Below are 12,909 nucleotides of genomic sequence, written 5' to 3'. Positions count from 1 at the left end.
TTGACCACACCACCGTTGACGGGCAAAGCCTCCGCCGAGTTACGAGACACCCTTCGATAGGCTCACCGCAGCAGCCACCTTCGTCGCGGGCTGAAACCGAACCACGTGCCGGCGACCCTGGCACGTCGCATCGAGCAGCTCCGCTCACTGGACGGGAGGGAGGTGAGTTCCGATTCTCCACGTCGAGACAGTCGATCTGGCGCTCTTTCCCGAGCCTGACCGGTTCGACGTGTGGCAGGAGGTCATCTCCGAGGGCAGCGTGCAGGCGGCGTTCTCCAGCCCGCACTCCGCCAACTTCACCGGCTTCGCCAGCGTTGTCGACCTGGGTGTCCCCACGGTGTCGTCGTTCCGCTATCCGGCGCTCACCTGGAGCCGGTCGCCCGGGATGATCCGGCAAGATGATCCGGAGATGTACGGGCTGGCTCTCCCCCTCACCGGGGACGCCGCCATCGTCCAGAACCGCAGCCATTCCGTGGTCAGGCCGACCGAGTTCACGCTCTTCTCCACAAGCAGTCCCTTCGAGTGCCGACACCGCCCGCATGACGAGCCCGCGTCGAGGGCGGGCCGGCAGCACTCACCACTCCCGACGGCCAAGGCCATCTCGGTGCTGGTCCCGGTGTCGGCGGTACCGCTGCCACGGGCCAAGGTCAGCCGGTTGCTCGCCGGTCGCTTCCCTCCGGAGGGCATGGCGTCCCTCCTGACCCAGTTCCTCCTTCAGGTCACTACACACCCGGAGCAGTTCAGAGCAGCCGATGCGGGACAACTGGGATACATGGCTCTGGACCTGATCTCGGCGACCCTGGCCCAACACCTCGACTGCGAGCAAGCACTACCGGCGGAGGTCCAGCGGCAGGCGCTGCGGGCTCGCATTGACGCCTTCATCACCGAGCACCTGGGCGACGCAGATCTGAGTGCCCGTACCGTAGCTGCCGCTCACCACATCTCCTTGCGCACCCTGTATCGGCTGTGGGAGGGCGAGGAAGCCAGCGTGGCCGAGCTGATTCGTCTGCGGCGGTTGGACCGGTGCCGTCGCGATCTGACCAGTCCCCTGCACGCCAGCAAGCCCATCTACGCGATCGCCGCCAGGTGGGGCTTCCTCGACAAGACAAGTTTCACGCGCCTGTTCCGGGCGACCTACGGCACCTCGCCGCAGGACTACCGCCAGCAACCGCAGCCAGACTGACAGCGGACCCGCCGTCCACCCTCCTGCCGCTCTTCCCGGCCACGATCCGCTCACGCCGAGGACGGCCGGGTCGTGCAGAGGTCGCGAAGTTCATGGAGGACGATCTGGCTCGCTGCGGTGAGCGTCGAGCGGCTGCGCACGGCCGCGTAGACGTGGCGGGTCAACGGTCGGCGTAGCGGGCGGGTGGCGACGCGGAAGCGACGGTCCATGGCCAGCTCGGGCAGGAGCGACACGGACAGGCCAGCTTCGATATGCGCCAGGAGCAGCTCGTAGCTGGCGAAGCGGCCGGCCACTACCGGCTCGAAGCCAGCGCGTCGGCAGGTGCTCGTCACCAGATTGGACAGGTATGTGCCGGGCATGTCGATGGACCAGGCCGCGTCGGCGAAGTCAGCCAGGTCCGCCGGTGCGTCGGGCGCCGCCCGCGTCCTCGGCAGTACGAGCACGATGGCGTCGGTGAGCAAAGGAATGGTGTGCACGTCAGGATGCAGCGGCGTGGATCCGTCGATGAAATCCGCAGCCACGATGATGTCGTAGTCGCCTCGGCGCAGGGCCGGATGGCTGGCCTGCGGGTCCAGTTCGGCGACCTCAAGTGCGATCCTGGGATGCGCCTCCCGCAGCCGCGCGGCGAGCGGAATGACGACGGTCCGGATGGCGCTGGAGAAGGCTGCGAGGCGGACCGGCCCGGTGGGTTGTCCGGAGCGGCTCCGCAGGTCCGCCTCAGCCGCCTTGACCTGGTCAAGGATGATGCGGGCGTGCCGGGCGAGCGTCCGCCCGGCAGGCGTGAGCTGTACGCGTCGGCCGCTGCGGCGCAGAAGCTCGGTGTGAGTCTCCGCCTCCAGCACCGCCAGTTGCGCCGACACCGCCGACGGACTCATGTGCAGGGCCGCGGCGACGGCCCGCATGGTGCCGAGGCCCTCCAGCAGGCTGAGCATCTCCAGGCGTGCCGTGTTGAGCCGCATCGGAGCTCCTTGTGCGTGGATTCCGCACAGCGTAGCCAAGAACACGAGCTTTTCGTGCATAACGAACGCTCCTATCGTGAGGCCCATGACGCTGGCCACCGAGCGCAGTACTCCCGATCAGTTCTGGTCTGACGCTGCCTGCCATCTGGTGCGTTACGGCGGATCGTTCACGCCCGAGATCATCGATCGCGCGGCCGGTAGCTTCGTGTACACAGCTGACGGCCGGCGGATCCTGGACTTCACCTCCGGCCAGATGAGCGCCATTCTCGGGCACTGCCATCCCGCGATCGTCGAAACGGTGCAGCGGGAGATCGCCAGACTGGACCACCTGTTCAGCGGCATGCTGTCCCGTTCGGTCGTCGACCTCGCGCGCCGGCTCGCCGAGTCCCTCCCCGCGCCGTTGGAGAAGGCGCTGCTGCTGACGACCGGCGCCGAGTCGAACGAGGCGGCCATCCGGATGGCCAAGCTCGTCACCGGCAAACACGAGATCGTCGCCTTCGCCAAGTCGTGGCACGGCATGACGCACGCCGCGGCAGCCGCGACCTACAGCGCCGGTCACCGGGGCTACGGGCCCACGCCGGGAAACTTCGCGATCCCCACGCCCAACCCGTACCGCCCCGACTTCACCACTGCGGACGGCGAGTTGGACTGGCAGCGTCAACTCGACTACGGCTTTGCCCTCGTCGATGCCCAGTCATCGGGAAGTCTCGCGGCGTGCATCGTCGAGCCGATCCTCAGCTCCGGTGGCATCATCGAACCGCCGCCGGGCTACTTCGTCGCCCTGGCACGAAAATGCCGTGAGCGCGGCATGCTGCTGATCGTCGACGAGGCGCAGACCGGTCTGTGCCGCACCGGCATGTGGTATGCCTTCGAACGCGACGGCATAGTGCCCGACATCCTCACGCTGTCCAAGACACTGGGTGCCGGCCTACCGCTGGCCGCGATGATCACGACCGAGGACATCGAGCAACGGGCACATGCGTTGGGTTACCTCTTCTACACCACACACGTGTCCGATCCCCTGGTCGCCGCCGTCGGCAACACCGTGCTCGACGTCCTCCAACAGGAGCAGATGGACGTCAGGGCCCGAGAACTCGGCGAGTTCCTCCGGGCCGGCCTGCTTGACATCCGAGACCGACACGCCGTGGTGGGAGATGTACGGGGGCGCGGGCTGATGCAGGGGATCGAACTCGTCCGCGACCGGGAGACGCGGGAGGGCTCGGACGTCCTCGGTGCCCACGTCACCCGCCGCTGCCTCGAGCTCGGCCTCCATATGAATGTCGTGCAACTGCCCGGCATGGGAAGCACCTTCCGGATCGCACCACCCCTGACCACGACGCGAGACGAACTGGCACTCGGTCTGGAAATCCTGGACCAGGCGATCAGCGAAGCGCCACCGTCCTGAGGTTCGTCATGACGCGAGACGGACCGGCCACACAGTGAAATGCGCATCGCGCGGGTTGGTGACGCCGGGCCACCAACCCGCAGTCCCATGTGGCTGCAGTGCTAGGCGGATTCCCGCCGGTCCAGCCATTCGAGGATCGCCTGGTTCGTCTCTTCCGGCTTTTCCTGCTGGATCCAGTGACCGCAATCCAGACTGACCACTTCCGCCTTCGGCACGAAATCTGTAAGTCTTTCAGACCTCGCGACCGTATCGCGGTCACCGTAGATCATGAGGGTGGGCTGTCGAATGATCGGGTCCACGTCGGCCAGGAGGTGCCAGTTGCGGTCCAGGTTCCGGTACCAGTTGATTCCGCCGGTGAAACCTGCCGATTCGAAGGCGGAGACGAAGACGGCCAGTTCGCTGTCGCTCATGATGGGCTGACCGAGTGGGGTTTCCATTCTGGCGAGGTTGATCCACACATTGCCCGGCTGCGGCTCCGTGACTGGCACATCCTTCCGGTACAGGTTCCGCAGGAACTGGAGCGTGTTCTCCTCGAACACGGGGTCCGCGACGCCCGGCTGACGGTTGAAGTGGACGAAGTAGAAGTCGCTACCGAGCACGTCCTCCATGAACTCGATCCAGGGTCTGTCCCCGCGCTCGAGGTACGGCAGGCTCAGGTTGATCACCTTGTTGACGCGGTCCGGGTGCAACAGGGTCAGGCCCCAGACGACGGCTGCACCCCAGTCATGACCGACGACTGTGGCATCGTCGTATCCGTAGTGATCGAGCAGTGCGACGAGGTCACCCGACAGGTGTGCGATGTCGTAGTCGGTGACGTCGGTCGGGCGGGACGAGTTGCCGTACCCCCGTTGGTTCGGGACGATGACGTGGTAGCCGGCTGCCGCGAGGGCCGGCATCTGATGGCGCCAGGAGAAGGCGTGCTCCGGCCAGCCGTGACAGAGCACGATCGGGTTTCCCGCGTTCTGCCGGCCGGCTTCGAAGACTTCGAGTTCCACACCGTTCACCGGAATGCGGGTGGGCTCGGGAAAGTCGGTTGTCATGCCGGCATCCTGCCGACCAGTACCGGTCACCCCCTGACCGGTTTTCGTGGCAAGGTTGCCGGAGTGCGAGCCGACCGGTTGATGGCCATCCTCCTGCTGCTGCAACATCGTGAGCAGGTGACGGCCGTGGAGGTCGCCCGGGAGTTGGAGATCTCCGAGCGCACCGCCCGCCGCGACCTCGACGCCCTGGGCATGGCCGGGGTCCCGGTGTACTCCGTGCAGGGTCGAGGCGGCGGCTGGCGCCTCGTGGGCGGCGCCCGCACCGACCTGTCCGGCTTGACCGCGAGTGAGGCCCGCGCCCTGTTCCTGGTCGCCGGCCCGGCCTCAGCTGCGACGCCGGCTGTGAGAGCCGCGCTGCGCAAGCTCGTCCACGCCCTGCCGGAACCCTTCCGGGTGCAGGCCGAGGCGGCAGCATCGTCGCTCGTCATGGACCCGCGGCGGTGGGGGGCGAGCCGGGTCGAACCGCGACCGCCCCGCTTCCTCGACGCTCTCCAGGACGCGGTGATCCGCGGCGTCCAGGTCCGGCTCGGCTACGTCGATCGCGAAGGCACCGAAACCGAGCGAACCGTCCACCCGCTGGGCATCGTCGCCAAGGGCTCATCGTGGTACCTCGTCGCCAACACCGACGCCGGTCGGCGGACCTTCCGGATCGACCGCGTCTCCTCAGCCGACCCGACCTGCGACCCCGTGCACCGGCCCGAGGACTTCGACCTTGCCGAGAGCTGGCGCACGATCGCCGACGAAGTCGACCGCAAACGAACCCCCCTCGAAGCCCGGGCGGTGTGCACGCCCGAGGGGATAGGCGTACTCCGAATAGGATTCGGCAGTCGGCTCGAGGTGGGGGGCGCCACGACCGACGGCCGCATCGAGGTCGTGATCCGCGGCAACGACGAATACACACTCGCCGGCGAACTTGCCGGACTTGTCGAATGGATCGAGGTGACCGGCCCTCCGGGCGTGCGAGACCACCTGGCCTCGATCGGCGACACACTCGCCGAGCGATACGGCAGAGACCGGCAGCACCGCCGTACGCCGTAACGCTTCGGTACCCGGATGGCCAGAAGGTTCCTGAGCTCCTGCTCCACGTCACAGGCACGTCGAAGCAGCTCACCGCACTTCGGCTCGGGCGTCGGCTCGTGGCAGAGGTGCCGGCAGCGCCGGGACGCCGTGCTTTCGTCGATATCACTCCGGTCCTCGACCAGCGTGACGACCTCGCCGAGCGCGAAAAATGGCTACGCCCGGACACGCAACGATCCTTTCGGCTCGCCCACTGGGGACTTCAACGAGCGGCAGCTCGAAGGCTGGGACTACGGCGTCGACGCCCGGCAGATCCGTGTCGACACCGCTACCGACGAGTCCAGCCTGCTCCGGCTCGTCGCCGCGTGGGGACTGGCGCCAGCGCAGTTCAGCTACCCCTGGGACACCGATGACCCTCGGTAGGCTCCCGTTCCAACAGCCGGTGTCGCCTACTACATCGCCAATCCCTAGAACGGATCAGAGGCCGTTGACCAGGGGTTGTCACCCCGGTTGACGGCCTCTTTCGTAATGTCGGGACGGCCGGATTCGAACCGACGACCCTTGTACGGAACGTAGCCGAATCCAATGTCGGCTTCCGCCGCCCACCCGCCTGTTGGATGATGCCGACGGCGATCGTCCGGCAGTCCGGGGAAGGGAGCAGGTAGACATAGTTGGTCGGTCCGGTGGTCGGCTCCCCCATGGGACGTGCTGACCCGTCCCCTGCTACCCGCCGCAGTCGGACCGGACCTGAACATACAAAGCTGGTCGAGGTGTGATCTCTACGGCCTTCGGGCTGGTGAACAGGTGCGGGATGCGTCGGAGGCCGTGCGGTGCGTACAGTTCCGGGTCGGACTTGGGTGGGCCGGATAGATCCGGCGCAGGGAACGGGACGAGACAGCGACAGCATGACGGCGGACAAAGTTACGGAAACCGGCCAATACCGCATTGAGCCGACCCGGATGGAGACCTGTCTCAGCGTCTTCGAGGCGTTGGAGGACCTACCTCCCGATCACCCCGACGTGGTGCGGGTGCAGCGGGCCACCGCGAAGCTCTACAAAATGATCAAGCAGCGGCGACGTGAGGAACGGCGGGATGCCATCGCGGCGGCCGACCGCGCAGTGACGGCTGCCACCGCCACCGCCGCCCCGTGCCGGATCGACGACGAGACCCAGGGCAACCCGCTCGCCTCCCCCACCGTAGGTGCCACGGCCGGCGTCCTGCACAAACCGCGCGGCTGCTACATCTGCAAGCAGCGCTACCGCGAGGTGGACGCCTTCTACCATCAGCTCTGCCCGCCCTGCGCCGCACTGAACCGGGAGCGCCGCGACGCCCGCACCGACCTGACCGGCCGACGCGCGCTGCTCACCGGCGGCCGAGCGAAGATCGGCATGTACATCGCACTGCGGCTGCTGCGCGACGGCGCGCACACCACGGTGACCACGCGGTTTCCCCACGACGCGGTCCGCCGATTCGCCGCGATGCCCGACAGCGGGGAATGGCTCCACCGCCTGCGGATCGTCGGGATCGACCTGCGCGATCCCGCCCAGGTAATCGCCCTCGCTGACTCGGTCAGCGGCCAGGGACCACTCGACATCCTGATCAACAACGCGGCGCAGACCGTACGCCGCACGCCTGCGGCGTACGCGCAACTCGTCGCCGCGGAGGCGGCGGCCCTGCCGGACGGCCCGCTGCCGGAGATGATCACGTTCGCCAAACCGGCCGGCCGGGGCGATCCGGCGGGCAGCCAGATCGCCCCACTGAACTCGCCCACCATCACCCCGCACGCGCTCACCGCGCTGGCGCTGACCAGCGGCTCCGCCTCACCGGAACGGATCGCAACAGCCAGCGCCATCGACGCCGGCGGTCTGGTGCCGGACCTCGACCCGGTCAACAGCTGGGTGCAGCGGGTACACGAAGTGAACCCGGTCGAACTGCTCGAAGTGCAACTGTGCAACGTGACCGCGCCGTTCGTACTGATCAGCCGACTGCGACCGGCGATGGCCGCAGCGACCGCCCGCCGCAAGTACGTGGTGAACGTGTCGGCGATGGAGGGCCAGTTCGCCCGCGGCTACAAAGGACCAGGGCACCCGCACACCAACATGGCCAAGGCCGCGCTGAACATGCTGACCCGCACCAGCGCACAGGAGATGCTGTCCGACGGCATCCTCATGACCAGCGTCGACACCGGCTGGATCACCGACGAGCGGCCACACCCGACGAAGATGCGGCTGGCGGACGCCGGCTTCCACGCCCCGCTGGACCTGGTCGACGGCGCGGCCCGGGTCTACGACCCGATCATCCGCGGCGAACAGGGCGAAGACCTGCACGGCTGCTTCCTCAAGGACTACACGCCCTGCGCCTGGTGATCGGTGCCGCCCTGCCGAAACCTCATCCACGCAGGGACCGGGAGCATTGCGGGGACCTGCCCGCCCGCGGCGACGCCCGCTCGGAGCGCCCGAGGTGGTTCCGACATCAGGCGGCGCCGGACCTCTGGCCATTACGAACTACTGCCGCATGGCAGTAAGTGTGATAATTGGTGCGGCTCGAACCCGGTGGACCATACTTGGCAGAATCCGAACCACATCCCCCAGCTCAGGAACTGATCGTAACGGTTTACGGCGGTACGTAGACGCACGGTCTGGCATGGCCCGCCATCGTGACAATGCAGCGTCTCCGGACTCGCCGGAGACCCTGCATGATCCTGGATCATTTATTGGTAGGAATCGAAGCCAGTTCAGGCGACCAAGATCCTCAACATAGGCGAGACCCTTGCCACCAGGCGATGGAGCGGGGATGGCAGCCAGCTCCATTGCGGGTTCGACGGGCAGCTGCTTGAGCTGGGGTTGTCGGGCAATTGACCTCTATTGAGGACGCATAGGGCGGGTTGCCCAGTCACGTCTTCCCTCATCGATGCGCTTGCCGGCACCGGGCCCGCCGGGCGGGGTCACGACAACGACGAATGATCGACGACCTCGAATCGGCAATAGATCGACGGGCGTCTGTCTTTTTGTCGACAGCGGCAGTCCAACGGTGTCCAACATAGTCCACGATGGCCGCATGACCAGCCGTAGAGAACCGAAACGAGATATCGACCGGGGCAGTCCCCGGTATCTCACCCGAGCCGGGAAGAGGGATGTTCGATGAGAGCAAGAACAATCGGTGGTCGGCGCCTAACGTACCCCATTCTGGCCTTGGCCCTGGCCCTGCCGCTGCTGACCGTCGGCCAGCCGGTGCAGGCGGCTCCGCACGCCGACGGCGACAGCATCCGTCAGGTGGGCACGGCCGTCAGCGCCGAGGCATGGGCGGCCGGCAGGCAGCGGTACGGCGCGCAGGTGACTGCCGACAAGGCGATCGAGGCGTACTGGACACCCGAGCGGATGCGCAATGCCAGGCCCGTCGAGGAGTCTCCCTCGTACAAGGCCGCGGCACGGCGCTTCGCCCAGAGCGGAGGGACCTCGTCTGCCGCACCGACCAGCCGGTCCAGGCCGGTGGATGTGCCTCCGGTGGCGGGCCTGATGGGTACCCCGGGCATGTCCACCCAGGCCATCAACCCGAACCTCGGCTCCAACCACCCGACCGCCCGGTCCAACGGCAAGGTCTTCTTCAACATGGACGGCGGATCGTGGGTCTGCTCCGGCGCGGTCATCAACTCGGTCGGCTTCAACACCGTGTGGACGGCTGGCCACTGCATCCACGGCGGCCCCGGCAGCAGTCTCGCCACCAACTGGTCGTTCGTCCCGGCGTACGACGATGACCTGGCCAACCCTCGGCCGCACGGCACCTGGACGGCCCGCGAGCTGTGGACCTGGAGCAGTTGGATCGACAGCTCCAACTGGGAGGCCGACATGGCCGTGGCCATCATGAACACCCGCAACGGCGTTCGCATCGTGAACCAGTTCGGGGGCCACGGCTTCCGTACGCACCAGGGCTTCACGGTCGGCATCAACAACTTCGGCTACCCGAGCGGCGCGCCGTTCGACGGCGGCAACCTGTTGAGGTGCAGCGGCAACTCGACCCAGTCCGGGGCGCGGATCCGCATCAACTGCGACCTGACCGCAGGCGCCAGCGGCGGCCCGTGGTTGATCAACTGGGATGGGAACTGGGGCTACCTCAACGGGGTCAACAGCACACTCAACTCGTACGCGGCACCGACGTTGTGGTGGTCACCCTATTTCGACGACACCGCGTCGGAGTTGTACAACTTCACCGCCCCTCGCTGACCGATGTCCGGTGGCAGATATCTCGTCCCGGTAGTGCGCCCTTGACCTGAGCGGGCCTTCTCCAATGGCGAATGATCGAGCGACTGGTCGCCATTGGAGGCGGCCCGCGGCGTGTCGGACGAGCTACTCGCAGAGCGAGGTACGGTCGTTCGCTGTGGCGGGGCATCGATGTGATGCAGGGCTTCGCGACCGGGTACGCGCCAAAGACGGGCTGGTAAGCGGGGTGCGCCCCAACGAGGTTGAACACCTCACCGACCCGCAGGCTGCAGGCGGGATGGTACTCCTGCATGGGCTGTAGTTCCGGACCAAGGGCCCCGCACCCGCCCACCACCCGGATCGCGTTCGCGCGGCTGACCTGCGAACCCGCACCCCTGGTCCTCAACGCCCGCCCGATACCAGGCCTGCCGTACACCACCCTGCCGCTGCACCAACTGCGCACGCTGCTCAAGGGCGAGCGCTACGACGCCGACACCACCGACGAGTTCTGGCGACAGCTCGCCCACCACGCCCGCGAGTGCGGACCGCCCTGGGTCGTCGGCACGATCGGCGTCACCCTCCCGGCGCTCTGGTCGCTGAAGCCGCCGCTGGTGTACGTCCCGTTCGTGATGACGTTCGCGACGGTGCTCACGGGGGTGGTCACCCTGTGGGTGGGGTTGATCGTCCTGCACTCCCGTCGGCTCATGCCACCTGCGGGCACCGTCCGGCGTGCGGCGGTGATGCGAGCCCTGCGACGGGACGTGGTCGCACCGGTCATACGGCCCGCGCGCGGCGGCTAAGCCTGGGGCCAGACACGGACCCGGAACCGTTCGACGCCAGTGGGCATCTCGTCGGCGAACCACGCGGGTTTCCCGGCCGGCGGGCGCCTCGGTGCTCGCGATAATGTCCGGGTGTCGCTCTTCATGACGCCCTGGTCTTTGAGTCTGGATCGTGTGCCGTTGCTTGATCATCTGTTCGACGCTGGTGCGCCGCCGTCACCTTCCTAGAGGGTTTAGGATGCGGCGTGGCTGGGCTGCTGGACGGGGTTCATGAGATCGACTGGTCGGCGCTACAGCATGCGTACGGCTCGGCGGATGAGGTGCCGGGCTGGCTGGCGGCGATGACCGACCCGGAGATCTGCGTTGACGCTCTTGGCGATCTCGACGTAGCGGTCTATCACCAGGGCGGTGCGGTGTACCCCGCAGGCGCCGCGGTGCTGCCGTTCCTCATTCGCTTCGCCCTGGACCCGACGGTTCCTCATCGAGCGGACATCCTCGATCTGGTATGCCGCTTCGCCGCGCTGGACCGAGAGATGCGGGAGCCATGGCGGTCCCAGCCGTCGGCCCAGACGTGCCGCGAGGGTCTGCTCGGGGCTTTCGACAGCCTGCTGCAACTGCTCGACGATCCGGATCCCGCCGTCCGGCGCGGCGGTGTGGAAATCCTGGTCGAGCTGGTCGAGCGTGCGGACGACCTTGCCGATGAGCTGATGCGTCGTCTTCCCAGCGAGGCGGATCCCGATGTCGCCGCCGACTACGTTCTCGCCCTGGTTACCGCGTCAGCGCAGGGCGCCGTGGCGCCTGGGAAACGAGCAGCTATCGCTGTGTGGCTGTCCGACCGTACCCCGCCAACCGGCGATCCACGGCGTCTCACCTTTCTGGTCGCCGCCCGCCGTCTCGGACACGAAGCCGGGACGGCCGATCACCTTCTCGCGGCGTACCCGGGCGCCGTACCGAAGCGGACCGCTGGCTGGCTGGGCCGTGAGCTCGGCGACGACCGCGAAGCCCGGATCGCCCTGGCCCGGATCGCGATCGGCGAAGCAGCCCGGACACAGGACGACCGGCCGCTCGCCGAGGTGGGCACGGTCATGCGGAAGTGGCGTTCGGCCACCGTCGCGCTCATCCCGGACATCGGCGCCGCGCTCGAGGGACCAACCCCCATCCGGGCAGCCGCTGTCCACCTACTCGCCGCCTCGGGAGATGCCGGTCGTGCCTGGTCGGACCGCGTCGCGGAGCTGATCAGCCAACCAGGCCGCACGGGAGCGCTGGCCGCATGGGCCCTGGCACGGTGGGGAGACCGGCGAGCGATTCCGGCCGTCGAACGGTCACTGCGCCGTGATCCAGAAGTCTTCCGCATGGGATCGACGTATTACGGCGACGACTTCTACTGGCTCGACCAAGACCCGGGCATCGCCGACGTCTGCCTGCCGCTGACCGCGTACGCCGACGACCTCGTGCCCGCGATCCGATGGCGACTGCGCAACGATCCCGGCACACCTACGGCCCACCAGCTCACCCAAGTGCTGACGGCCTACGGACCAACAGCCGCGGCAGCAGTACCCGAACTGACCACCATGCTCGACACGCAACACCCCATACCGGCCTGCACCGCCCTTGCCGCGCTCGGCCCCGCGGCCGCAGCGGCGCGCGCCACACTGACGCAGATGTCCATCGGCGATGGACCGGAAGCCCCCGCCGCCGCCTGGGCCATGTTCCGGATAGTCGGCGACCCCGAGCCGTTCCTGGCCCGCGACGACGTGCTCAAGGGACAACGCATCAATGCCTCAGCTGCCCGAATGCTAGCCGACCTCGGTCCGCTGGCCACGCGCTACTTGCCACACATCGAACGGCAGCTCGTGGAGAAGCCGAGCTACTGGCCAACCTGGGACGGCGTCGAACTGGGCTTCGCGCACTACCGCATCACCAGCGACCCGGCCCTCTGCCTGACCGTATTCGACGCGGCACTCGACCCCCTGCGGCACAGTCGGCAACTGCCGGTCAGCCGCCAGGCACTGCGCTACCTCGCCGCCCTCGGGCCGGCCGCCACCACGTTCACGCACCTGCTGCACCGCGCCGCCGAGCAAGACCAACGACTGCTCTACGGCGGAGGATGGCGCGGCATCAGCGAGGACGACGAGGCGCGAGCCTTGGCGAGGCAAGCACTGGCCGCAGCCACACCCTGACGTCGCCGGGCCCGCCATTCCAGTTCCACTCACCGACATGCCCAGATGCAGACACCCAGGATCTGACTACCCTCCGTGACGGGCGCCTTGCGGCAGATCAGTGCGGGGCGTCGAACGTTGTAGGGAACGAGCTGCATTGGCATGGGCTGC

General features: G+C 67.6%; 10 protein-coding genes. 8 read left to right on the top strand and 2 right to left on the bottom strand.

What is annotated here, in order from left to right; all coding sequences use genetic code 11:
• Positions 1-229 precede the first annotated feature (229 nt).
• A complete protein-coding gene (locus Van01_RS12610; RefSeq protein WP_204006233.1) occupies positions 230-1,183 on the top strand; it encodes a helix-turn-helix domain-containing protein in 954 nt (317 codons plus the stop codon).
• Between the two features lie 50 nt (positions 1,184-1,233).
• Here the strand turns inward: Van01_RS12610 and Van01_RS12605 are convergent, their stop codons facing one another.
• On the bottom strand, positions 1,234-2,142 hold the full coding sequence (locus Van01_RS12605; RefSeq protein WP_204006231.1) for a LysR family transcriptional regulator: 909 nt from the start codon (positions 2,140-2,142) through the stop codon (positions 1,234-1,236).
• Here Van01_RS12605 and Van01_RS12600 point away from each other — a divergent pair.
• Complete coding sequence (locus Van01_RS12600; protein ID WP_239099038.1) at positions 2,132-3,547, top strand: aspartate aminotransferase family protein; 1,416 nt, start codon at positions 2,132-2,134, stop codon at positions 3,545-3,547. The two genes, Van01_RS12605 and Van01_RS12600, sit on opposite strands and share 11 nt — an antisense overlap.
• Positions 3,548-3,648: 101 nt before the next feature.
• Here the strand turns inward: Van01_RS12600 and Van01_RS12595 are convergent, their stop codons facing one another.
• A complete protein-coding gene (locus Van01_RS12595; protein WP_239099037.1) occupies positions 3,649-4,695 on the bottom strand; it encodes an alpha/beta fold hydrolase in 1,047 nt (348 codons plus the stop codon).
• 9 nt (positions 4,696-4,704) lie between these two features.
• On the opposite strand from Van01_RS12595, the gene Van01_RS12590 reads away from it, so the two are divergent.
• The 6 genes from Van01_RS12590 (at position 4,705) to Van01_RS12565 (ending at position 12,759) form a co-directional block, all read left to right on the top strand.
• A complete protein-coding gene (locus Van01_RS12590; RefSeq protein WP_239099036.1) occupies positions 4,705-5,625 on the top strand; it encodes a helix-turn-helix transcriptional regulator in 921 nt (306 codons plus the stop codon).
• A gap of 165 nt (positions 5,626-5,790) precedes the next feature.
• Entirely contained in the window at positions 5,791-6,027 is a 237-nt protein-coding gene (locus Van01_RS12585) for a hypothetical protein (RefSeq protein WP_204006227.1), read from the top strand.
• 536 nt (positions 6,028-6,563) lie between these two features.
• Positions 6,564-7,970 carry an SDR family NAD(P)-dependent oxidoreductase gene (locus Van01_RS12580; RefSeq protein WP_239099035.1) on the top strand — a complete coding sequence of 469 codons (1,407 nt, stop codon included), beginning with the start codon at positions 6,564-6,566 and terminating at the stop codon, positions 7,968-7,970.
• Between the two features lie 774 nt (positions 7,971-8,744).
• Positions 8,745-9,824: a trypsin-like serine peptidase gene (locus Van01_RS12575; RefSeq protein WP_204006217.1), complete on the top strand. Its 1,080-nt coding sequence runs from the start codon at positions 8,745-8,747 to the stop codon at positions 9,822-9,824.
• Between the two features lie 287 nt (positions 9,825-10,111).
• Positions 10,112-10,600 (top strand): hypothetical protein, encoded by a 489-nt coding sequence (locus tag Van01_RS33000; protein ID WP_239099034.1) that lies wholly within the window; start codon positions 10,112-10,114, stop codon positions 10,598-10,600.
• Between the two features lie 224 nt (positions 10,601-10,824).
• Entirely contained in the window at positions 10,825-12,759 is a 1,935-nt protein-coding gene (locus Van01_RS12565; protein ID WP_204006210.1) for a hypothetical protein, read from the top strand.
• The last annotated feature ends 150 nt before the right edge of the window (positions 12,760-12,909 follow it).

Origin of the sequence: Micromonospora andamanensis (assembly GCF_016863495.1) — a bacterium.
In the GTDB taxonomy this organism is placed as follows: domain Bacteria; phylum Actinomycetota; class Actinomycetes; order Mycobacteriales; family Micromonosporaceae; genus Micromonospora; species Micromonospora andamanensis.
This window is presented reverse-complemented; position numbering and strand designations above follow the sequence as displayed.